Raw genomic sequence first — 21,320 nt, 5'->3', positions numbered from 1 at the left:
TGGAAGATATAGCAAATTGTACTAATTGGAACTTGCACCATGAGTGCCACAAAACTTCCTCCGGCAGTGTTATATTTTTAGGAAAATTATATTTTAGGAAAAGGAGTAGGTTTCTTTATGAGGCTAGTTGCTTTAACGATGTTTTTGGCAGTAACGTTTATGGGAGCATTAGGTGGGATAGGAGTAGCCGGGTACGGTGCTGTTTCATGCGAAGGTGGCGTTACAAAGGTTGGGCTTAATGTTATTTGGGCTAACGGGGAAGAGCAAAGGCTAGATATTACCCCTATTTTTATATCCGACCGCCTTTTAGTACCCGTGCGCAGCACCTTTGAAGCTCTAGGGTATAAAGTGCAGTGGGAAGAAGGAACGGATTCTGTAATTGTTACCAAAGGCGGCAATACTAGACTTAAACTAGTTGTCGGTAGTCCAAAGGCCTATTTAAATGGCAAGGCTATAGAACTGGGCCTTCCTGTACAGAATATGCGCGGCAGGGTCCTAGTACCTTTAAGGGCTGTAGCGGAAGCCCTGGGCATGGAAGTGCAATGGGAGGGTAAGAATAATCTGGTCTTATTAAAGATCCCGGAAGAACTTACAGTTCCCCAAAGGGTCTACTACGGAGATTTTCCTGCTAAAGTAGCATTTACTAGCAACGGGCATTTGTGGCTTGTAGAGGGCCTAGAGGCTGGAGCAAAGCCCATGCGGATAACCCACGAAGGTATAGTCCAGATCTTGGGTTGGTCCTTTGATGGCCAGTGGCTAATGTATCTCCACCAAGCTTTTGAAGGCGCACCTTGGTACCTATGGGTGACTAGGGGGGATGGTACCCAGGCTTTTAAGGTGGATTCTAAACCGGTATGGGGGAGACCAAGCTGGTCGCCGGTCGCCAATAAGATCGCTTTTAGCACCCAGGAACCCGGAGACAACCCCGATTACAATTTAAAAATTGCTACTTTAGCTGGGGACAAAGTGACTGTTGAGATACTATTGCCCGATAAAAGCAGGGTAATAGATTATGCTTGGGCTCCTGATGGCCGAAGCCTGGCTGTGTCTTTCCCGCGAGATGAACAGCACCCATTGCACATTGAACGCGTGTTTCTAAGCGGGGAACGGACTAACTTGCTCACTTTAGGTAGCCCGGTAGAGCGAGCAAAGGAACCCATCTTCCTCTGGGTGGCTACTGGGCTTAAGTGGTCTCCTAATGGGCGTTACTTGGCTTACTATTTAAGATTCAACTCGGCTTCCTTATCTAGTGACGGCGTACCGATTGAAGTGCTGGATCTAAAGCAGCCTGCTAAACCTTTGGTTTTAGGTACGGGGTTGCCGTATCAGGATTGGCTGGTGTGGTCGCCGGATGGTAACCTGCTGGCTTACATCGCAGGTACGGGAAGGGAAGCCACGGTGAACAAGAAACTGCACATTGTAGACATGAGTGCTGGGGGGAAAATTATAAACCTAGGGCAGGAAGGACAGGTGGATACTAATCCGGTGTGGACTTCTATGCCTATCCCTACCCTGCTATTCTGCCGGGGACCAGAAGCATATCCCTGGGGAAAGGATATACTCGAAGGGGGGCTTGTGCCTGGGCAGAAGATCTATTGCTGGAGTGAGGGTATTGGCGTGCGAGCTTTAACCGATGGATCAGCAAACAGCTCTGCTTCTGTGCCTATGGTTTCTTCCAACGGGCGGTACTTGTTTTACTTGCGCCTAACTAACTACAACCGGAGTTCCCTTTGGAGCAAGCTGCTTCCTGCGGGGTCCGAGGTAGAGCTGGTAAAAGGGCTGGTGGGTACCCTCGGTTACTACGGAAATTACCTTCCGCCTTGGGTGAGCATTTATTCTGCAACTAAACTAGCCCAATTTACGGGCACCCTTAAGATAAGCGAGGTCGAAGGGCGTCACTTTGAGCTGGAAACGAGAGAAGGGCGGTTGGTCCTTATTCCCCAAGAAGGAAATGAGACTATAAAAGCTTTTCTAGAAGCCAAAGCTAGCCAACAGGTGACTGTCCGTGGGATTTTGCTGGACGGGGTTAACTTCTATATGCGGGGGCCGGTTCTTAAGGTGACGGAGGTAGAATCTCCTTGAGAACATAGAACCGCCTTCTTTTCCTTTCTCGTTTCAGATCCCACCAGGCTGGAGCCTAAAATTTCCTGCTCCCTTGCTGGAACAGCATGCCTTAATTTTCAAAGATAAATTTGTTTATGACCTTTGGCTAACTCTCAACAAAGACAGCACCTTAAAAGCGAACTCTTACATTTTAAAAGGGATGTTGAGTAGCCTTGCTTTGAGGTAAAATTATGAGCAAACTTATTATGCGGGCGATAGCTTTTCTCGTGGCTTTAGCAGTTATAGTAATCGGCAGCCTGTATGCTTATGTTGAATGGTTTGACCACCGCGTCACCCTGGGTTGGGTGGGTGGACGGGTGTTTAGTAAATTTCCTAGTATCGGTCTGAAAGTGCGGCACATCGACACTGGTAGCCGAAGCCGAAGGTTTATTGGATGTTGAGTAGTCAGTTCCTTGAGCCAACAACTGTTTCAGCTTTTGGTGGAGGCTTGATCCATCAGGAGCAAAAAGTTATAATTTAATTCGATGGCTATCAAAATAATTATGCCCCTGGTAGGGAGGATAACTAAAACAGCCTTTGATTCTTAAAAGAATGGCGGTGGGCGAGGCTTGCAAGAGGTTATCCGGGTTGAAAACCTAACCAAAAGGTTCGGTCAAGTGGTGGCCGTAAACAGTGTTACCTTCAGTATTAAGGTTGGGGAGATCTTCGGAGTATTGGGCCCTAATGGTGCTGGCAAAACCACCCTGGTACGCCTGCTGAACGGCGTGCTCACTCCTTCAGGGGGCCGGGCCCTAGTCATAGGCCTAGACCCTGTGACGCAGGGAACCAAGGTTCGCAAGCTTACCGGCGTGCTTACAGAAGCACCAGCGGTATATGAACGTCTGACGGCCCGCGAAAACTTGCTTTTCTTTGGAGCTCTGTACCAGGTTCCCCCAACGGTTTTGCCCCGCCGCGTAGAAAAATTGCTGGCCACCTTTGGATTATCCGAGCGGGCCGACGATAAGGTAGGTGCTTTCAGCAAGGGGATGAAGCAGCGGCTGGCCCTGGCCCGGACCCTTATTCACGACCCTCCGCTCCTCTTCCTGGATGAACCCACCGCCGGTCTGGATCCTGAGGTTTCCCATCAGGTGAACGAACTGATTAAGGACCTTAAGCAGAGCGGCCATACGGTATTCTTATGCACCCATAACCTGGCCGAAGCTCAGCACCTGTGCGACCGGGTAGCAGTGCTTAACCGCGGGCACCTGCTTGCCCTAGGTACCCCGGTGGAGCTAGAGCGCAAGCTGTGGCCTGCCTCCTGGGTAGACCTGGAACTTTGGGCTTTGCCGCCGGAGAACTTAATCAGCTCTTTGCGGGCTATTCCCGGTGTCAAGGAAGTAGTGCTCAACCATACCCACCTAGCTGTACAAGTAAATAGACGCGAAAGGATACCTTACATAGTGGCCGAGGTGGCCCGCCGGGGCGGTCAGATTTTGAGGGTCAATCCCCGCGAACGTTCCCTGGAGGAGATTTACCTTGAACTACAGCAGCGGTACATCGCCCAGGCTGGGCTTGACGGTAGCGGTCGGGAAAATAAAGAGAAGGTGGTGAAGGGATGAACTGGCAGATACTGTACACTATTGCCCTTAAAGACCTCAAAGAAGCCAAGCAGAACCGCGCGGCTTGGATGCCGGCCGTCTTCGTGCCGCTTATCTTTACGGTTCTCCTGCCTTTGGCGGTAGTCCTGTTGCCTGCGCTGTTTCCTTCGGCATCCAGCCCCCCGCTGGACGTATTACTTTCTAAGCGAGGACTACCCCCTTTTATGGCCGAAAAGTTTGCCGGGTTAAACGGACAACAGCTCTGGGTGGTATTGATAACGGGATTCTTCCTGGCACCGCTGTTCCTCATTATACCCTTGATGTTTGCCAGTATGGTAGGAGCAGATTCCTTTGTGGGCGAGAGGGAGCGCCAAACCCTAGAAGCTTTGCTCTACACGCCCTTAAGCGACGGGGAACTTTTCTTAGGCAAAGTGCTGGCCTCCATAGCTCCTGCGCTGGCCCTAACCTGGTTGAATTTCCTCATCTATACGGTGGTGGTTAACGCTGCAAGCTGGCAGGTGATGGGGCGTATCTGGTTTCCTACCGCGCCCTGGTGGCCTTTGATGTTTTGGGTGACACCAGCCGTTGCAACCCTAGGAACTGTAGTGACGGTACTCATTTCCTCCCGCGTCCGCACTTTTATGGAGGCCTACCAACTAACAGGATCCTTGGTGATCCTTATCCTGGCCTTGGTGGCCAGCCAGGTAACAGGAGTTCTATACTTAAGTACCGGCGTGGCATTGCTCATCGGCTTGGGCTTATGGGTAGTTGATGGAGTGCTGATGATTTTAGCGGTGCGCACCTTTTCTCGCAACCACTTGATTAGCAGGATATAAAAAGGATCATCAAATACCAGAGTAGCCGGAAGCAAATGCAGTCCTGTGGGCCCGGATTGCTATTCCTTAACCGTGCCGCTGCCTAATTGAGGAGGGAGCGTAGTATGAGAGCCGATCTTCGCTCGCAAATGAAAACCTTTGGGGGGTTGCTCGTAACCAATGCCTTGCTAGTGTTAATCACTTATTTACGGATACCGCCGAAAGAAATTGCTCCCCAGGCAACCTGGCCCGCGATACCGCAATGGCAGCTAGCCCTGGTCAGCGCAGGTCTAATTCTAGCAGTTTATGGTCTATTGGGGATGGTAGGCTTCTGGTTCGCCCGGCGGCTGGGTCTACCGGGGATTTACCGCCCGGATGCCGGCTTAAGGTTATGGATAGTCGCGCCGCTTGTCACCGGTTTGGTGGCAGGAAACGTATTGGTAGTGCTCGACCGGCTGTTCGCCCTAAGCCTGGGGTGGGATGGGCTCCCTCACCCTTCCTTCCCATTGTCGCTCCTTGCTTCGGCCACCGCAGGGATCGGCGAGGAGATCGTGTTCCGGCTGTTCGTACTGGGATTATTGGCATTTTTACTTAACTTTTTACTTAACCTATTCTTGCAGCGCCGGGAGACCACCGGGGTGGCGTTATGGCTGGGGAATATATTTGCGGCCCTCGCCTTTGCGGCCGCCCATCTGCCGGCAGTGGCCTTCCTTTTAAAACTCCCAAGTCCGGCCGCCATCCCGCACCTTGTTCTGGCCGAGGTATTTCTTCTTAACGGCATAGCAGGACTCCTGGCGGGCTGGCAGTATATCCGTTGCGGCCTGGTGGCCGCGGTGGGCGTTCATTTCTGGTCTGATATTATCTGGCACGTGTTGTGGCCGGCAATAAGATAGCGGCCGCCTGCCAGTTCCTGCTTACGAACCTTATGGAGCGTGGCCTAAAAAAGAGGAGGTATACGGGTTATTGTAAACGGTTCCAAAGCCTTCTTTCTGATACCAGATTAAAGTTAGATCGTTATAGTGTTTATTCATCTTACTTCGTAGGTGTACTGGTATTACTACTTTTCAATAGTATCTCAGTAATATAGTAAAATAAAAAGGCTATTCCAACGATTACGAGCCCTCCAAGTAAGGTAAACGTCACCACAACAATCCATGCCAGGCTTGGACATAGGCTTAAGAAACTGCCTAAAGCAGCTCCCGGCCAGTAACCATTGCTACCTAGCCAAAGGAGTAAACCGACGGTCCAGATTGCTAAGTCCAGTCCAATAGCGTAGGGAAGCAACACAGGGAGAAAACAAGCGATTTTATCGGCAGTGAATGAATCTGCTATAGCGCTAAAGGGTCCGAGCCTGGCTAAAGCCGCTGCCAGTTGGGGTGGTGTGGTTCTCATTACAAAGAAAACAAATGTTAAGGATAACCCTCCCCATATAACCCCTATCAATGCCACCAGCTTTACAACACGTTTTATATTTCATCCCTCCTCATATTACAGTAGCATCCAGAATTTTGTATTTGTTCATTATCAGGGTAGTCAATTCCACTTACTTATAATAGGGATTACCTCTAAATGATTCAGAACCTCATCTAACCCTTCTGGAAATGAATACCATATACCTTTATGAATATCTAACAACTTGCGGTCTTTAATAAAGTATTTAAGTCCATATAAACCATGAGTTTTCGAAACGAGCGTTATTACACCATCCCCTAGAGGAAATGGGGTATGGGCTTGCTCGATCTTTTTAGCTTTCCCCAATAATTGGATAAATGAAGTTAACTCTTTTCCCCCAGAGATTCGATGCCATTTTAAAGAACCTTGTGGAGCTGAGGCCTGGCTCAATTGTTGAGCAGTTTGAATACGCACTTCAGTAACTTTATCCAAGTCGAGTTGAATTTCCTCAGCTAAACTTCTCTGGCCGCATGAACTCAACACTAGAAGGGCTATTCCGCATAGCAACATGTAAACTACGCCCTCACAACTTATAAACCTGTTAACCCTGGAGGTCGCTTTATTTCCCATCGGCCATATAACCCTCCGGTTTTTTCAAAAAGCTCGTCGGGGTGGTTTTTCCTTTCTACCATTGGAGGTTCTATCTTTTTTCGTTTTTTCCTGCTCCTATGGTAGTTACCATAGGCTTTCATAAACATGTGCTCGGTTTTTTGTGAGTTTGTCATAGAATTAATTTAACCTTACTTTATAGCACATATGTTTGAAAAGCGGAGTGGAAGCAGAGAGAAAGTGGAGAGGGTCCGGGGCAACGCACGAGCGTTTGCCCTCAGGTTTTTTCTCTGTTATAATGTTCCCGGTAGACCTTCCTTAAGGTGGTGTAAGTATGCCTTTAAGCAGGGAAGAAGTGGAACATGTGGCCCTCTTAGCCCGGCTTTACCTTTCTGAAGAGGAAAAAGAAGCTTATACTAAGCAGCTAAATGCCATCCTGGAATACATGGAGAAATTAAATGCCCTGGATACGGAGGGAGTAGAACCTACAGCCCACGTTTTACCCTTGCGCAATGTGTTCCGGGAGGATGTAGTGAAACCCAGCTTGCCCCGGGAGAAGGCCTTAGAAGGAGCACCGGCTACCCGTGAAGGCCAGTTCGAAGTACCTCGAGTGGTCTAAGCACGTATAGCTGTAGATGAAGGGAGGTATCTCATCCCTTGGAACTTTTTTATTTAAGCGCCCATGAAGCTGCGCGGCTTCTTAAAAACAAAGAGATAAGCGCTGTGGAACTTACAAGAGAAATCCTTAAGAGGATAGAGCAGGTAGAAGATAAGGTGAAGGCCTTTGTTACCTTGACCCCGGAGAAAGCTCTGGAGCAGGCTAAAGCCGTAGACGAGGCGCGAGCCCGGGGAGAAAGTTTAAGCGTTTTAGCAGGCATACCCATGGCCCTGAAAGACAACCTGTGTACAGAAGGTATCCGCACTACCTGCTCCTCTAAGATGCTCGAGAACTGGGTCCCGCCCTATGATGCCTTTGTAGTAAGAAAATTAAGGGAAGCGGGAGCTATCTTAGTAGGAAAATGTAATATGGATGAATTTGCCATGGGATCTTCTACTGAGAACTCCCGTTTCTTCCCCACCCGCAACCCGTGGGATTTAGACCGGGTACCCGGAGGTTCCAGCGGAGGCTCGGCAGCAGCTGTAGCGGCGGGGGAGGCCTTCTTCGCCTTGGGCTCTGACACAGGGGGATCCATCCGTCAACCGGCTTCCTTCTGCGGCGTAGTAGGCCTTAAACCCACCTATGGAAGGGTTTCGCGGTACGGGCTGGTAGCCTTCGCTTCCTCCTTAGATCAGATAGGCCCCTTAACCCGGGATGTCACGGATTGTGCTTTGGTGTTGCAAGCTATAGCTGGCCATGATCCCCTGGATTCTACATCGGCAGACCTACCTGTTCCGGACTACCTTGCTGCTCTGCGACAAGATGTTAGAGGGTTAAAGATAGGTGTACCCAGGGAATACTTTGGGCCGGGGATGGACCGTGAAGTGGTGAGCGTAGTACGGCAGGCCATAGACCGCTTAAGCGATCTGGGGGCTTTTTGCGAGGAAACCTCCCTGCCCCATACAGAGTACGCTCTTCCAGCTTACTACTTGGTAGCCCCGGCCGAGGCCTCGAGCAACCTGGCTCGCTATGACGGTGTGGCTTATGGGTTCCGGCTCCCGGGGAAGGATGTGGTGGACATGTATATGAAGACCCGGCGGGAAGGATTCGGTCCTGAAGTTAAGCGGCGCATCATGCTAGGTACATATGCTTTGAGCGCTGGCTACTACGATGCTTATTATCTCAAAGCCCTCAAAGTTAGGAGTCTCATCCGCCGCGACTTTGACCAGGCCTTTGAAAAGTATGATGTTTTAGTTACGCCTACCTCTCCTACGGTGGCCTTCCGGTTGGGGGAGAGGGTGGGGGATCCTTTAGCCATGTATATGTCTGATTTATGTACCATCCCGGTCAATATGGCGGGCCTGCCAGCCATCTCCATCCCTTGCGGTTTCGCTCAAGGGTTGCCGGTAGGCTTGCAGATTATAGCTAAGCCCTTTGACGAGGAGATCCTTTTCCGGGTGGCTTATACTTTTGAGCAGGCTACCGGAAACTTTCGCCGGTGGCCTGAAGTATAGGAGTGGTGGCTTAAATGGAATACGAAGCGGTCATCGGCCTTGAAGTTCATGTGGAGCTTAAAACAGCTTCCAAAGCCTTCTGCAGTTGTAGCACAGCCTTTGGGGCTCCTCCCAACACCCAAGTTTGCCCTGTATGTCTAGGATTACCCGGGGTCCTGCCAGTTATCAACCGACAGATGGTGGAGTTTGGGATAAAGACGGCTTTGGCCCTCAACTGTACCATAGCCCCTGTATGTAAGTTTGATCGTAAGAATTATTATTACCCCGATTTACCCAAAAATTACCAGATATCCCAATACGATCTCCCTTTGGCCCGGGACGGATATCTAGAGATAGAAGTGGACGGGGTAAAAAAACGGGTGGGTATCATCCGCGTGCATATGGAAGAGGATGCAGGCAAGCTTATCCATGCCGAGGAGCCGGGGGCCGATTATTCCCTGGTAGACTATAACAGGGCCGGCGTTCCTTTACTGGAGATCGTGTCCGCCCCTGACTTGAGGAGCCCCGATGAAGCCCGGGCCTATATGGAAAAGCTTAAGGCCATTTTAGAATACCTTGAGGTATCCGATTGTAAGATGCAGGAAGGATCCTTACGCTGCGACGCCAACGTGTCTGTAAGGCCTAAAGGTTCCACTGCCTTCGGTACTAAAACAGAGGTTAAAAATATGAATTCTTTCCGGGCCTTACACCGGGCCTTAAGTTATGAAATAGAGCGCCAGATCTCTATCTTGGAGCGGGGGGAGAGGGTAATTCAGGAGACGAGGGCCTGGGATGAACAGCGCCAGGTCACCTACAGCCTGCGCAGCAAGGAAGAGGCCCACGATTACCGGTACTTTCCCGAACCCGATTTGGTTCCCTTGGCCATCGGACAAGAATGGATAGAGCGGGTAAGGTCTACCTTGCCTGAGCTGCCCGACGCCCGGCGAGAGCGGTTGATACGGGAATACGGTTTGCCAGAATATGATGCTAGGGTGATAACGGGGTCCAAGGCTTTGGCCGATTACTTCGAAAGGACGGTGGCCCTTTTCCCGGATGCCAAGCAGGTTAGCAACTGGCTAATGGGGGATTTCTTACGTTTACTAAATGCTAAGGGGTTAGAGCCCCAGGAAGCACCGGTCTCACCTGAGAGCCTGGCCGAACTCCTTAAACTCCAACAGGAAGGCACTATCAGCATCCGCATCGCTAAAGAAGTTTTGGAAGAAATGTTCGCTACGGGACGGGGAGCCCGGGAGATCGTGGAGGCCAAAGGGTTGACGCAAATAACCGATGTGGACCAGCTTACAGCCATTGTGGAGAAGGTTTTGGCTACCCATCCTAAAGTGGTAGAGGATTACCGGAAGGGAAAGGAAAAGGCTTTGGGGTTCCTCGTAGGGCAAGTTATGAAGGAGACCCGGGGTAAAGCTAATCCGAGCCTGGTAAACCAGCTCTTAAAGGAGAGGATCTAAGCGGGATTTGCTTATTAGGCAAGAGAGGTTTAAGCGGTTCTAGTGGGAGATAAGGAGGGTAAGCGCAATGGCTCGGGAGGGTGTGCTTTTTGACCTGGATGGTACCCTGCTGGATACCTCTGAATTAGTTATTAAATCCTTTCAATACACCCTATATCCCTATCTTGGGCGCGTGGTGGCACCAGAGGAAGTCTACCCTTATTTTGGTGTTCCCTTACGGGAGGGCCTGGAAGCCTTTGTACCGGAGAAGGTAGAAGAAATGGTGGAAATATATAGGCGGTATAGCGAGGAACATTACAACGAGCTGGTGCGCTTGTGCCCAGGGGTTAGGGAAGGCCTTAAGGAGCTACACCAGGCGGGGGTCCGCATGGGTATTGTAACCTCCCGGGTCCGGGATACTACTTTGTACGGGTTACGGTTGTTTGGGCTAGAGGATTTTTTTCAGGCCATTATAACCATGGAAGATGTAAACACCCATAAACCGAGGCCTGAGCCGGTGCTTAAGTGCTTAGAAGCATTAAGGATCCCTCCAGAAAAGGCTCTTATGGTAGGGGATAGCCCTCATGATATAGCTGCAGCCCGGGCCGCCGGGGTAGTAGCAGTGGCCGCGGGCTGGAGCCATGTTCCTCGCCAGCGCTTTATTGACGCGCAGCCGGATTTTTGGGCGGAGTCTATGGCGGAAGTGGTGGCTTTAGCCTTAGGAACTTCTTAGGGGGTGGCTATTTTGCTGGCCTTTTACCGGGCCTTACAGCAAGCCTTAGAGGAAAACCGTGCCGCGGTAGCCGCAAGGATCCTCCAGGTTAGCCCGGAGCTTAAGGAGGTCTTAAAACCCGGAGCTAGGAAGCTTTATTACTTTTCCGGCCCCGGGGTAGGAGAGCTGGGTAATAAAGAGGTAGAAGGGATAATCGCTTCTCAAGTGGAGGAAGTTCTTAAGCGGCGTAAGCCCCAGTGGGTTCATGTACCCTTAGGTGAAGGGTGGGTAGATGTTTTCTTGGAGCCGGTATTACCAGAGCCCCACCTTTTAATTTTAGGTGGAGGTCATGTGGGCCAGAAAGTAGCTACCCTGGCTAAAGAGGTGGGGTACCGGGTCACCGTAGTTGATGACCGGCCGGAGTTCGCTAACCGTCAGCTTTTTCCCCAGGCTGATGAGGTTATCTGTGATTCTTTTGCCTCAGCCTTAGATAGGATCTCCATTGATCCCTCCACCTATGTAGTCATTGTTACCCGAGGGCACCGCCACGATTATGATTGCCTCCGCCGGGTGATTAGCTCCCCTGCCGCGTATATAGGCATGATCGGTAGCTCACGCAAGGTAAAAGGGATTATGGAGGGACTAGCTGCTGAAGGGGTCCCTAGGGAAAGGCTAGCACGGGTCTATGCTCCTATCGGGTTAGATATTGGGGCTGAAACGCCGGCTGAGATTGCGGTAAGTATTTTAGCTGAAATAATCCAGGTCTATCGCCAGGGGAAGGAAGTTAAATCAGGGTAAAATTATAATCAATATAGAAGGAAAAGGGCAAAAAATGTTGTATAATGTAAAAAAGGGATAGTAACATGGTGAATAAGGAGCTACTAAAGGATATTATTCACTTATTGGAGCAGGGCGAAGCCTTTGTGCTAGCCACTATTGTCCGTACCCGGGGTTCCACGCCACGGGAGGTGGGGACGAGCGCTGTTATCCTGCCCGATGGGCGTATATTGGGTACCCTGGGTGGTGGGTGTGCTGAGGCTGAGATCAGGCAAAGGGCATTAGAAGTCCTCCGCAAGAAAAAGCCTGAGCTATTCCGTCTAGACCTTACAGCAGACGTGGCGGAAGGTGAAGGTATGGTCTGCGGGGGGATCATGGATGTCTTTCTAGAGCCCATGGGAGGTTGACGATGCTAGGGAAAAAGATTCGCCAAATTCGCCGTGAGAAGGGTATGAGCCTTAAGGAAGTAGCTGAGAAGACAGGGCTTACCTCGAGTTTCTTAAGCCAGGTGGAAAGGGACTTAGCGGACCCCTCTATTACCTCCATGCGGAAAATAGCCGAAGCCCTGGAGGTACCCATATTTTACTTCCTTCTTAATCATGAAGAGCACAGTCCAGTTGTACGGCGGGATCAACGTAAAGTACTACGCTTTCCTCAATCGCACTTAACCTATGAGCTTCCTTCCCCGGATCTTAACCGCAAGATGGAAGTTATGATGGCCCGGCTGGAACCGGGGGCCGCTAGCTCTGATGAGCCCTTGTCCCATCCTGGGGAAGAATGTATTGTGGTGCTAGAAGGATGCATGGATATTGATATAGGGGGCGAGGTTTACCACTTAGAGGAGGGTGACAGCATATACTATTATGCAGCAGTGCCCCACAAGTTATGGAACCCTGGGGACAAGGAGCTAGTGTTTTTATCGGCCATAACACCGCCTTTATTCTAGGTTGGCGATATGCAATTTAACCTAGCCCTAGAGCTTAAGGAGAAGGAGATTATCACCCTGGTAGGGGCAGGGGGGAAAACCTCTGCCCTTATGTGTCTTGCCCGGGAGCTGGCGGCTCAAGATAAGCGGGTCATCGTCACTACTACCACCAAAATGTTACTGTCTCAGGCCCAGGAATTAGCGGAGCCTGTGATATCTCCTTCGATCCCAGAATTATTGGAGAAGGTAAAGGAAAAGCTTAGAAAAAGCAATTTAGTCACCTGCGGCAGCCGCATAGGGGAAGAGGGAAAGCTTTTAGGTCTTTCTCTAGAAGGGATTTCCTATCTGGCCCGCCTCCCTGTAGATTATCTCCTTATAGAAGGCGACGGGGCAAAAGGTGCGGGGTTAAAAGTCCCAGCAGACCACGAACCGGTTATTCCTGGGGAAAGCACCTTGGTCATCACTGTAATGGGGCTAAAGGTTTTAGGAAAACCTTTAGAGAGGCCTTGGGTGCATCGGGCTGAATTGATTCCAGGGTTATGGAACAAAGGGGAATTACCGAATAAAGTAACCATTCCCCTGACGGCTACCCTTTTGGGGCACCCGCTAGGGGGAAGGAAAGGTGTGCCAGAGAGTTCCCGCTGGGTTATCCTTCTAAACCAGGCTGAAGGAAGGGAGGAACAGGAAGCGGGGCGCTTGCTGGCCGAAGAGCTTTTTAGATATGGACCAGAACGGGTGATTTTAGGTGCGCTAAAAACCGGGGCTCCCGTGCGGCAGATCCTTGTGGGGGCCGCATGTTCCTCCACTAACCTAGGGATTATTGTTTTAGCGGCGGGGGAAGCCCGGCGTTTTGGAGCTACTAAACAACTTCTACCTACCGGGGAGCTTACCATGGTCCAGCGAGTGGTTAGTACAGCCATACAATCTGGGATGGGCGAAGTGGTCGTAGTTTTAGGACATAGAGCCGAAAAGATAGTTCCCCTTTTTAAAGGGTATCCCGTTCACCTAATTTTTAACCCCTCTTGGCGGGAAGGGATGAGCACTTCCCTTAAAGCTGGCCTTTTGGGTCTTTCGCCCCGGGTTAAGGCTACTTTAGTTCTTTTAGGTGATCAGCCTGGAGTAACCTATTCTGTATTGCAACTTTTGGCTGAGGCTTACTTGAAGACAGGCAAAAAGATTGTTGTACCATACTACCAAGGACGAAGGGGTAACCCGGTCTTACTGGACCGCTCTTTGTGGAGGGAAATATTCTCCTTGGAGGGTGATAAAGGGGCTAGGGACCTTTTAAACCGCTATCCAGAGGAGGTCCTCCCCGTGCAGGTAGACTGTGCTGGAGTGGTGGAAGATATAGACACCCCTGAAGATTATCTCCGTTGGCTTAAGGAAACCTGAAAGGAACCGCACCCAAGCCACTGGAGATACACTCTACTGACGTGGTGTCACCGGCGGCGTCGGCCATGTTCAGGACAGAGGGATGAAATGTACAGCAAAATGAAATAAATGAACGAAATAAAGGAGAATAATTGGGGGCATAAAAGAAATGATCCGGGAAAAATTGGTTGTCATTAAAGGGGCAGGGGACCTGGCCAGCGGTGTGGCCCACCGGCTTTGGAGGGCGGGTTTTAATATTGTTATGACCGAGATTCCCCAACCTACAGTGATTCGCAGGACGGTGGCTTTTGCCGAGGCTGTGTACTCCGGCACTACAGTGGTGGAAGGGGTTCGAGGAAGGTTAGTAAAAGATGCCCGGGAAGCTTTATGGGTAGCTACTTCTGGCGAGATAGCGGTGATAGTAGATCCCCAGGCAAAGGTTGTGGGAGAGCTTAAGCCTCAGGTAGTGGTGGATGCTATTATGGCTAAAACTAACCTGGGTACCCGGATAGATGAAGCGCCCGTTGTTATAGCTTTGGGTCCAGGTTTCCAGGCGGGGCGGGATGCCCACGCCGTAATTGAGACTCAGAGAGGGCATGATTTAGGCCGGGTGATCTTAGAAGGTGAGGCCAGGCCTAATACTGGCGTTCCAGGAGAAGTGGCAGGGTATACAGTGGAAAGGGTTTTAAGGGCTCCTGACGAAGGGGTCTTCCAGGGAATAAAAAGTATCGGTGACCAAGTTCAACCAGGTGAAGCTGTAGCTAAGGTAGGTGATAGCCCCGTAATATCTACTATAGGAGGAGTCTTGCGCGGATTATTGCACGACGGGCTATGGGTAACCAAAGGCATGAAGGTGGGCGATGTAGATCCCCGCGCAAGTCTTAAGCACTGCTTTAGCATTTCTGATAAAGCCCGGGCTGTGGCCGGAGGAGTATTGGAGGCTATTTTATATTTAATACGTTTCTCATAATTATTTTAGCCCAGGTTTTTTAATGGACCTCGCAAATTGCTGGTGAGGGACAAGATAGAAACTCAGCTAATACAGGGCTGAGAATAGTAGCCAAGCCCAGAAGGGGGAAGCGTTAACGAATACTTATTTGATTAAAGTTATTCTGGGAAAACTTGATTTTGGGGATAAGAGGACGGTCTTTTATCCTCCCGCAGGGTAAGGAGTTGTTGACTACGTGCGGAGAAAAAAATGGGTAGAGTGCCGACACTGTAATTCAGGGCGACCGGCAGCCCGTGTCTTGAGGTACCTTTGTGGTGAATGTCTGAAACAAAATCCCCACCTGGGCGAAGAAGTCGCGGAAGCTGCCCACCGGCGTAGTCGTATCTTCCCTCCTTTTTCACCTCCGCGTACCCCCGGGGGTATTACCTGTCTTCTTTGTGGTAACCGATGCCAGTTAGGTGAAGGGCAAGAAGGTTTCTGCCGCCTGCGTTATTCCAGGGACGGCAAACTTATTTCTAGGGCCGGGACTGCCCGGTTCGGTCTAGGAAGTTTTTATTTCGATCCCCTTCCCACCAATTGCGTAGCTGGATGGGTTTGCCCGGGGGGTACTGGCGCTGGCTACCCTAAGTACGCCTACCGACCCGGACCCGAAGTAGGCTACCAAAATTTAGCCGTATTTTTAGGAGCGTGTTCTTTTGATTGTCTTTACTGCCAAAATAGCACTTACCGTGAAATGGCTGGGAAGGGAGAACCCCTCCTAACCTTAGACGATCTTGTAAATTCCCTCGACGAAAGGACAGCTTGCATTTGTTTTTTCGGCGGCGACCCTTCACCCCAGATGCCTTTCACCTTGGCCGTAGCCCGCCGGGCCCTCAAGAAGGCGGAGGATAGGATAATGCGCGTCTGCTGGGAAACCAACGGCAACCTACACCCTCGCTACCTCGAACCCATGGTGGAACTGGCCCTGGCTTCGGGCGGGGTAATCAAGTTTGATCTTAAGGCTTGGGATGACGACCTCCACCGCTTCCTCACAGGCGTAAGCAACCGGCAGACCCTGGCTAATTTTCGGTATCTTTCCCGCTACTTTGACCAGCGCCCTGACCCTCCCCTGTTGGTAGCCAGCACTCTCTTAGTACCGGGCTACGTAGGTAGGCGAGAAGTAGCTGGTATAGCCCGCTTCTTAGCCAACCTCAACTCTTCCATTCCATACACTCTGCTGGCCTTTGCCCCTACCCATCTTTTGGATGATCTGCCTTTGGTGACCCGGGAAGAGGCAGAGGATTGCTATTACGCGGCCCGGGAGGCAGGCCTCACTCGGGTTCGCCTGGCCAACCTCCACCTGCTTCGCTAGCCAGCTTCGGCTTTATCCTTCTGATGTGTTAGAACAGGGGTCCCGTAGGATCCAAACTGACTTCCACCCCATGGCTAAATGAAGGCCAGGGCCTTCAGCGGCCGGTGTTTTGGTAAACAGGCAGCTTGACTATCCAGGGCGAGCACCGCGGCTCGCCTTTGTTGTCTTTTCTCCTGCGAAAAACGATAATTTTATTAGCATACGGTCATAATAGGATATATCGCGGGTGCTCATTCCCTTGGCATATATATGGATAGTATTTGGGCTTCAATGGTGGAGATATGCCTTTGGTACTTTTTGAGTACTATATGCTCAAATTCACCCTTACGGTCACGGGGGACCTTGATCTCCAGAGGACTAAGTTCAGATTTGACTGTTTTCCTAGTGTGTCCGTTTTTTGCGTTATCAATCCTTTTGTTGCGGTAGTCGTACCGGCTGTAGCCAAATTCATGTTCAAGTTCGGCTTCGAGCATCTCTTCGATAAGCTGGCCGTACAAGGCCTTAACTGCTTCTTGAGCACGGTGGGCAGTTACCAAATAGTTCTCCTTGATGAAGGCCGGAAGTTGTTCTTTGGAAAGTATGCATACCATTAGTCCTACCCCCTGGCTTAAGTTTAACATTTTATCCAGAGGGGTTTACACAGTTTATTTTACATTCCCATTGATGGCTGGAAGGATTGTTGGCTATAAAAAAAACTTTTTGAGTTAAGAAGGAATCCAAATAAACACGTCGAATAATATACACGTAACATCCTGTACGGACAAGTACGGTATAGCACCAACAAGGAAGGTGTCAATTTGATTGATCGCAATTGTGCGGTGCCTCTCTACTATCAAGTAGCCAATTATCTTAGGGAACAGATTCAAAAAGGAATTTTAAAGCCTGGTGATCGAATACCGTCGGAATGGGAACTGGTGAAAGAGTTTAATATTAGTCGTCAAACTGCAAGGCAAGCTATTGCTGAACTGGTTGCTGAAGGGTGGATCTTTCGGCGGGCAGGTAAAGGAAGCTTTGTGGCTACTCCGAAAATAACTAGCCAGTTAACTACAATGATAGGTTTTATGCAAAAGATGGTACAACAAGGCTTTCGAGTAACCACTCGTGTGGTGTCTGCTGGAGTAGTCACGGCTTCGAATATAGTGGCAAGCAACTTAAATATAGCTCCAGGAGAAAAGGTCATAGAAATTCAACGCTTGCGTATCGTTGATGAAGTACCAGCCGTTTTGCAATGGGCTTATTTGCCTTTTCCAAGGTATGCAGCCGTTCTAGACGTTGATTTAAGCGTAAACTCGTTGTTCGCAACGTTAGAACAGAAGTGCGGAATAAGGCTAGCACATTCCCGTGAAACAGTACAAGCTAAAATAGCGACGAGTACTGAAGCATCGATTTTGGGTATTAAAGAGGGAGATCCGCTCTTACTTGTTGAGGGTATTCTTTACAGTGAAGGTAACGAACCTGTCCGCTACGGTAGGAGCTTATATCGGGGAGATATGTTTAAATTAACAGTTCAGAGTTATGAGCTTGTGGGTCGAAAATTGAGGTAAAGGAGGAAAATCAAGGAGTGGGTAAGTCCACTTAAATTATTAGGTTCTTACCTAGTTTTTGCTATAACAAGCGGAAGGGGGTGATGAATGAGGAGCATCAGGTTTGAGAAAGAGTAAAATATCGAACATAGACACAAAGGTTCACTATACTATATACTATATTGCTTTGAAATGGAGCAGTGTTCCCTCCTCACGCTAGCTCCTTTGTGTGGGAGCAAAGAAGCATAAGGAAACAGTAAAATACTTTAAATAGCATGGACTTACCCCTCTCATATATAAATTATAGCTGAAGAGCAGCAAATACTCAAGAAAAGCCCGCCTAAATGTGAGATATCTCGTAAGTTACAAAGTTAATAGTCTTGATCTAAAAGGAGGTAATCTAATGTCTAGCGATAATATAACGGGAATTCTACCACCTCTGATTACGTCGTTTACCGAAACAGGTGAAATCTACGAGAAAGGTATCCGTAATGTGGTAAATTTCCTTCTGGAAAGAGGAGTCCACGGCTTCTTTATTACCGGATCATATGGAAGTTTTCCCCTCATGACGGAGCAAGAGAGAAAACGTGTTGTAGAAATTATACTTAACGAAGTGGCAGGGCGCGTACCAGTGATAGTTCAAGTTGGGGCACCCTCCACGGCAATGACAGTTGAACTTGCAAAGCATGCGGAATCCGTCGGAGCTGCGGCGGTCTCTAGTGTCGTACCGTTCTACTATTCTGGGTTCGCTTATAAGGAGATACACATTATTGAGCATTTTGAGCACCTTGTTAAATCTGTGAATATACCTGTTTATCTCTACAATAATCCTAAGACTACGGGTTACTGCGTAACCCCGAGTCTTCTTCTAAAGCTTGCCGACGTAGGTGTACGTGGACTAAAAGACAGCAGCGGAGACTTCATGCTATTTGCTGAGTATATTCGTGAGGTTGGGAGTAAATATCCTGATTTTAATTTCATGACTGGAACAGTAGGGCTTCTCTATCCAGCATTCCTTCTAGGTGCGAAAACCTGTGTCGCCGGCACGGCGAACGTCCTACCTGAAGTTGTGTTGGAACTTTATAATGCTATACTTCAAGGCGATCACAAACGTGCTGCAGAGCTTCAGCTCACTTTAATTGAGGTACGGAAACTTCAGGCCATAGAAGGTTTTAGGCCTGCAGGGTGTTATTCAATTTTACGCATGCGTGGGGTAGATCCAGGAACTTGTCGTAAGCCGTGGCGGGAAATCAGTAGTGAAAATTACCATATCGTTGAACAGCGGCTAAAAACACTGGGATTGCTTTAAAATAAGCTGGCGGGAGCTTTTATATAGTCTGTGAATTATAAGAGAGCGCCGCATGGATTGTTACTGAAAGGAGTACGGCAGAGCCAGTCGGTACATGGTTGTGAAGTCTTTCAACCTGAGTAGGTACCGACTGGCCTGCTATCCTATTGTGTGCGGCTCAGGTGGAAGGTTTTCTTCCACAAGCATCACCGGAAGACCACGAGAGTGATAATGTTTAGATAGTGGGTTATTCACGCTGTTTTCACAGAACCAGTGGTAGGCGCGTTGTACTTAAGACCACGGCAGATTTGGACACCGAGAAAGGTTAGCCGAGAACAAACAACATCCAAAAAGTACTCCCGGGGGGAAGAACGGTTGTACTAGTGTGTAGCTGTCTCTTCTTGAGAGGGTGGTGTTCGGAAATTATGCGAGCGAAGATTTACTGGTTAAGGAAGGCGGAAGGCTTACGCCTAAGTAAGAAGGAGGTATGTACGTTCGAGGTCATACTCTGTATTTTTGGTATCTATCACTTAACTGGATTCTTTCTGGAACCCGAAAAGTCCAGTCTAGCTGTAGATACATAGTTAGAGGCAAGGGCCAGGTTTGATTTCGGTATAGAATTTTCTCTGGTACGAGCAGCTATATTGTGGTTAAATCTGGGAAACATAAAAATACGAAGACTAGACAAATTACAAGGCACCCAAAATGGTATTTAAAGGTAATAAACTAATTGGTAACCAAATGGATACAATTACCACCTGTGAGCATCAGCTTAATAAAATTAAAACTCATCACATATAAAGTCATAAACAGTTAGCACGTTAACTACAAGGGGCGAAATTACTCAACTATGTCTATCGACGTAATCACTATAGGAGAAGCATTATTAGTATTGAGGCCAGAAGGGTACGGGACCCTTGAAAATGCAAGACGCCTCGAGGTACTAGTAGGTGGGGCTGAACTCAATGTAGCTATTGGGCTTACCAGGTTAGGCCTCAAAACCGCTTGGATTGGAAAGCTACCCCGAACCCCTGTTGGTGAGAATATTCTCAATACCATTAGGGGATTGGGAGTAGATACGAGTAGGGTTGTATGGGGATCAACAGAAAAAATTGGAATTATGTTTATAGAACTTGGGATTGATCCTCGCCCTAGTATTGCGATCTATGACCGAAAAGGAAGTGCAGGAAGTGAACTCTCTCACCGAGATGTTGACTGGGAATTTGTGAAAATGGCTAGGCATCTACACATCACAGGTATAACACCGGCTATCAGTGATGAGTGCTTCAAAACTACTGTAGAGGCGTTCAAATTCGCGCGATCTTATGGTCTTAGTACTTCATTCGATGTTAATTTTCGTTCGAGTTTATGGGAAGCCTCAGCAGCTACCCGCTTAATCGGTGAAATTAGCCATAAGGTAGATGTGTTGTTCTTAAATCAGGAGGAAGCCCAAAAATTATTCGCGCTTGTAGGAGAGCCAGGGGAAGTAGCAAGAGAAATTTGTGAACGCTTTGGATGCCAAGTTGCTGTCCTTAAACTAGGCCCCGAGGGTGCCGTGGCATACGATGGGAACCACGTGTACAAAGTAAAAAAGAAGTATCCTGGTGTAGTGGTTAATAGGTTCGGCGCAGGGGATGCCTTCTGTGCAGGCTTCTTGTACGGTTTCTTGAAAGGTAGCACCGAAATGGGCCTTGCCTGGGGTTCGGCTATGGCTGCTCTGAAACTAAGCCTTTCGGATGTAAACTATCCTCTTGTAAGGATGGAGCAACTTACACGGCTAATTGAGTCGGATAAAGTTGTTGAGCTTACACAACTAATTGACTCAGAAGTAGTCGAGTCTGGGGTTGGTTTTCCAGGGGCACTAACGTACGAAGTAAGGAGATAGCAGGCTGAAAGCGTTGCAGGGTAAAAATGGAAAGGAGGAATTGTGAAGATTGAGGTGGGAACGATATTTTGCGGCATCTATACTAATTTTCTCCTTAATTTACACATGGAAGTCGCTATCCTTGAGGGTGGGAACTCTTGCTGCACCTGGACCAGGATTTTTGCCGCTTGTAGTGGGAATAGCTTCAGCCGCGATCGCAACTATCATCTTAATTAACAGCTATATCGTAATGAATCGAGGAAAGGTAAATAGAGCGAAAGAGGAAACACCAGCGAAAGCGGAGAAAAGTGATGAAACATTAACAGAAGAGGATAAAGCAAAAATAATTTTATTTGCTATTGGTGTAATAATATACATTATTGTGCTAGAAACCCTTGGTTATTTAATAAGCACTTTCTGCCTGATGTTGTATTTGTTGCGGGTCATGCGGGTGGAAGGCTGGTGGAGGCCGGTTATTTTATCCGTGGTATGTTCTGTTGTAGCATATGTAGTATTTGCCGTTTGGTTAAAGGTTCCCCTCCCGAAAGGAATACTTGCTTTATAGGA

Annotated in this window: 21 protein-coding genes and 1 pseudogene; 19 read left to right on the top strand and 3 right to left on the bottom strand. The window is 49.0% G+C overall.

What is annotated here, in order from left to right:
* The first annotated feature begins 117 nt into the window (after positions 1-117).
* From B9A14_RS15095 to B9A14_RS15075, 5 genes are all read left to right on the top strand, one after another.
* Entirely contained in the window at positions 118-2,082 is a 1,965-nt protein-coding gene (locus B9A14_RS15095) for a stalk domain-containing protein (protein WP_084666658.1), read from the top strand.
* Positions 2,083-2,294: 212 nt separating this feature from the next.
* Positions 2,295-2,504 carry a hypothetical protein gene (locus B9A14_RS15090; protein ID WP_084666657.1) on the top strand — a complete coding sequence of 70 codons (210 nt, stop codon included), beginning with the start codon at positions 2,295-2,297 and terminating at the stop codon, positions 2,502-2,504.
* Positions 2,505-2,672: 168 nt separating this feature from the next.
* Positions 2,673-3,662 carry an ABC transporter ATP-binding protein gene (locus B9A14_RS15085; protein WP_084666656.1) on the top strand — a complete coding sequence of 330 codons (990 nt, stop codon included), beginning with the start codon at positions 2,673-2,675 and terminating at the stop codon, positions 3,660-3,662.
* Positions 3,659-4,477: an ABC transporter permease subunit gene (locus B9A14_RS15080; protein ID WP_084666655.1), complete on the top strand. Its 819-nt coding sequence runs from the start codon at positions 3,659-3,661 to the stop codon at positions 4,475-4,477. Before B9A14_RS15085 ends, B9A14_RS15080 begins: the two co-directional genes overlap by 4 nt.
* Positions 4,478-4,581: 104 nt before the next feature.
* Positions 4,582-5,349 carry a CPBP family glutamic-type intramembrane protease gene (locus B9A14_RS15075; RefSeq protein WP_084666654.1) on the top strand — a complete coding sequence of 256 codons (768 nt, stop codon included), beginning with the start codon at positions 4,582-4,584 and terminating at the stop codon, positions 5,347-5,349.
* A 139-nt stretch (positions 5,350-5,488) separates the two neighbouring features.
* Here the strand turns inward: B9A14_RS15075 and B9A14_RS15070 are convergent, their stop codons facing one another.
* Positions 5,489-5,848: a hypothetical protein gene (locus B9A14_RS15070; protein ID WP_157109983.1), complete on the bottom strand. Its 360-nt coding sequence runs from the start codon at positions 5,846-5,848 to the stop codon at positions 5,489-5,491.
* 141 nt (positions 5,849-5,989) lie between these two features.
* Positions 5,990-6,478 (bottom strand): hypothetical protein, encoded by a 489-nt coding sequence (locus tag B9A14_RS15065; RefSeq protein WP_084666652.1) that lies wholly within the window; start codon positions 6,476-6,478, stop codon positions 5,990-5,992.
* A gap of 313 nt (positions 6,479-6,791) precedes the next feature.
* Here B9A14_RS15065 and gatC point away from each other — a divergent pair, with 313 nt between their 5' ends.
* The 10 genes from gatC (at position 6,792) to B9A14_RS15015 (ending at position 16,078) form a co-directional block, all read left to right on the top strand.
* Positions 6,792-7,076 (top strand): Asp-tRNA(Asn)/Glu-tRNA(Gln) amidotransferase subunit GatC, encoded by a 285-nt coding sequence (gene gatC / locus B9A14_RS15060; protein ID WP_084666651.1) that lies wholly within the window; start codon positions 6,792-6,794, stop codon positions 7,074-7,076.
* 38 nt (positions 7,077-7,114) lie between these two features.
* Positions 7,115-8,569 (top strand): Asp-tRNA(Asn)/Glu-tRNA(Gln) amidotransferase subunit GatA, encoded by a 1,455-nt coding sequence (gene gatA, locus B9A14_RS15055; protein WP_084666650.1) that lies wholly within the window; start codon positions 7,115-7,117, stop codon positions 8,567-8,569.
* 14 nt (positions 8,570-8,583) lie between these two features.
* Positions 8,584-10,014, top strand: coding sequence for an Asp-tRNA(Asn)/Glu-tRNA(Gln) amidotransferase subunit GatB (gene gatB / locus B9A14_RS15050; protein ID WP_084666649.1), 1,431 nt, complete (start codon positions 8,584-8,586; stop codon positions 10,012-10,014).
* 67 nt (positions 10,015-10,081) lie between these two features.
* Positions 10,082-10,726, top strand: coding sequence for an HAD-IA family hydrolase (locus tag B9A14_RS15045; RefSeq protein ID WP_084666648.1), 645 nt, complete (start codon positions 10,082-10,084; stop codon positions 10,724-10,726).
* Positions 10,727-10,729: 3 nt separating this feature from the next.
* Positions 10,730-11,503, top strand: a complete 774-nt coding sequence (locus tag B9A14_RS15040) for an XdhC family protein (RefSeq protein WP_084666647.1) — start codon at positions 10,730-10,732, stop codon at positions 11,501-11,503.
* A gap of 65 nt (positions 11,504-11,568) precedes the next feature.
* On the top strand, positions 11,569-11,889 hold the full coding sequence (locus B9A14_RS15035; RefSeq protein WP_231967818.1) for an XdhC family protein: 321 nt from the start codon (positions 11,569-11,571) through the stop codon (positions 11,887-11,889).
* A gap of 2 nt (positions 11,890-11,891) precedes the next feature.
* Complete coding sequence (locus B9A14_RS15030; RefSeq protein WP_084666646.1) at positions 11,892-12,428, top strand: cupin domain-containing protein; 537 nt, start codon at positions 11,892-11,894, stop codon at positions 12,426-12,428.
* A 9-nt stretch (positions 12,429-12,437) separates the two neighbouring features.
* Positions 12,438-13,799 carry a molybdenum cofactor cytidylyltransferase gene (mocA, locus tag B9A14_RS15025; protein ID WP_084666645.1) on the top strand — a complete coding sequence of 454 codons (1,362 nt, stop codon included), beginning with the start codon at positions 12,438-12,440 and terminating at the stop codon, positions 13,797-13,799.
* Between the two features lie 148 nt (positions 13,800-13,947).
* Positions 13,948-14,748: a selenium-dependent molybdenum cofactor biosynthesis protein YqeB gene (yqeB, locus tag B9A14_RS15020; RefSeq protein ID WP_084666644.1), complete on the top strand. Its 801-nt coding sequence runs from the start codon at positions 13,948-13,950 to the stop codon at positions 14,746-14,748.
* Between the two features lie 214 nt (positions 14,749-14,962).
* Positions 14,963-16,078: a radical SAM protein gene (locus B9A14_RS15015; protein WP_084666643.1), complete on the top strand. Its 1,116-nt coding sequence runs from the start codon at positions 14,963-14,965 to the stop codon at positions 16,076-16,078.
* Between the two features lie 216 nt (positions 16,079-16,294).
* Here B9A14_RS15015 and B9A14_RS15010 read toward each other — a convergent pair.
* Positions 16,295-16,668, bottom strand: a pseudogene (locus B9A14_RS15010) (transposase); the annotation flags it as partial.
* 207 nt (positions 16,669-16,875) lie between these two features.
* On the opposite strand from B9A14_RS15010, the gene B9A14_RS15005 reads away from it, so the two are divergent.
* The 4 genes from B9A14_RS15005 to B9A14_RS14990 all read left to right on the top strand — a co-directional run bounded on the left by B9A14_RS15005 (position 16,876) and on the right by B9A14_RS14990 (position 21,318).
* Positions 16,876-17,622 carry a GntR family transcriptional regulator gene (locus B9A14_RS15005; RefSeq protein WP_084666641.1) on the top strand — a complete coding sequence of 249 codons (747 nt, stop codon included), beginning with the start codon at positions 16,876-16,878 and terminating at the stop codon, positions 17,620-17,622.
* Positions 17,623-18,004: 382 nt separating this feature from the next.
* A complete protein-coding gene (locus B9A14_RS15000; RefSeq protein ID WP_084666640.1) occupies positions 18,005-18,910 on the top strand; it encodes a dihydrodipicolinate synthase family protein in 906 nt (301 codons plus the stop codon).
* 829 nt (positions 18,911-19,739) lie between these two features.
* Positions 19,740-20,774, top strand: a complete 1,035-nt coding sequence (locus tag B9A14_RS14995) for a sugar kinase (RefSeq protein ID WP_084666639.1) — start codon at positions 19,740-19,742, stop codon at positions 20,772-20,774.
* Positions 20,775-20,823: 49 nt separating this feature from the next.
* Positions 20,824-21,318: a tripartite tricarboxylate transporter TctB family protein gene (locus tag B9A14_RS14990; RefSeq protein WP_084666638.1), complete on the top strand. Its 495-nt coding sequence runs from the start codon at positions 20,824-20,826 to the stop codon at positions 21,316-21,318.
* Positions 21,319-21,320: the final 2 nt, after the last annotated feature.

It is taken from the genome of Thermanaeromonas toyohensis ToBE, from assembly GCF_900176005.1.
Classification (GTDB): domain Bacteria; phylum Bacillota; class DSM-521; order Neomoorellales; family Neomoorellaceae; genus Thermanaeromonas; species Thermanaeromonas toyohensis.
The sequence above is the reverse complement of the archived record's forward strand: the minus strand, read 5'-3'. Positions and strand labels throughout refer to the sequence as shown.

Excerpts from the sequence above, each read along its gene's own strand:
- B9A14_RS15095 (WP_084666658.1), top strand. The coding sequence starts at position 118 with ATGAGGCTAGTTGCTTTAACGATGTTTTTGGCAGTAACGTTTATGGGA.
- B9A14_RS15090 (WP_084666657.1), top strand. The coding sequence starts at position 2,295 with ATGAGCAAACTTATTATGCGGGCGATAGCTTTTCTCGTGGCTTTAGCA.
- B9A14_RS15080 (WP_084666655.1), top strand. The coding sequence starts at position 3,659 with ATGAACTGGCAGATACTGTACACTATTGCCCTTAAAGACCTCAAAGAA.
- B9A14_RS15075 (WP_084666654.1), top strand. The coding sequence starts at position 4,582 with ATGAGAGCCGATCTTCGCTCGCAAATGAAAACCTTTGGGGGGTTGCTC.
- B9A14_RS15070 (WP_157109983.1), bottom strand. The coding sequence starts at position 5,848 with ATGAGAACCACACCACCCCAACTGGCAGCGGCTTTAGCCAGGCTCGGA.
- B9A14_RS15065 (WP_084666652.1), bottom strand. The coding sequence starts at position 6,478 with ATGGGAAATAAAGCGACCTCCAGGGTTAACAGGTTTATAAGTTGTGAG.
- gatC (WP_084666651.1), top strand. The coding sequence starts at position 6,792 with ATGCCTTTAAGCAGGGAAGAAGTGGAACATGTGGCCCTCTTAGCCCGG.
- gatB (WP_084666649.1), top strand. The coding sequence starts at position 8,584 with ATGGAATACGAAGCGGTCATCGGCCTTGAAGTTCATGTGGAGCTTAAA.
- B9A14_RS15045 (WP_084666648.1), top strand. The coding sequence starts at position 10,082 with ATGGCTCGGGAGGGTGTGCTTTTTGACCTGGATGGTACCCTGCTGGAT.
- B9A14_RS15035 (WP_231967818.1), top strand. The coding sequence starts at position 11,569 with ATGGTGAATAAGGAGCTACTAAAGGATATTATTCACTTATTGGAGCAG.
- B9A14_RS15030 (WP_084666646.1), top strand. The coding sequence starts at position 11,892 with ATGCTAGGGAAAAAGATTCGCCAAATTCGCCGTGAGAAGGGTATGAGC.
- mocA (WP_084666645.1), top strand. The coding sequence starts at position 12,438 with ATGCAATTTAACCTAGCCCTAGAGCTTAAGGAGAAGGAGATTATCACC.
- yqeB (WP_084666644.1), top strand. The coding sequence starts at position 13,948 with ATGATCCGGGAAAAATTGGTTGTCATTAAAGGGGCAGGGGACCTGGCC.
- B9A14_RS15000 (WP_084666640.1), top strand. The coding sequence starts at position 18,005 with ATGTCTAGCGATAATATAACGGGAATTCTACCACCTCTGATTACGTCG.
- B9A14_RS14995 (WP_084666639.1), top strand. The coding sequence starts at position 19,740 with ATGTCTATCGACGTAATCACTATAGGAGAAGCATTATTAGTATTGAGG.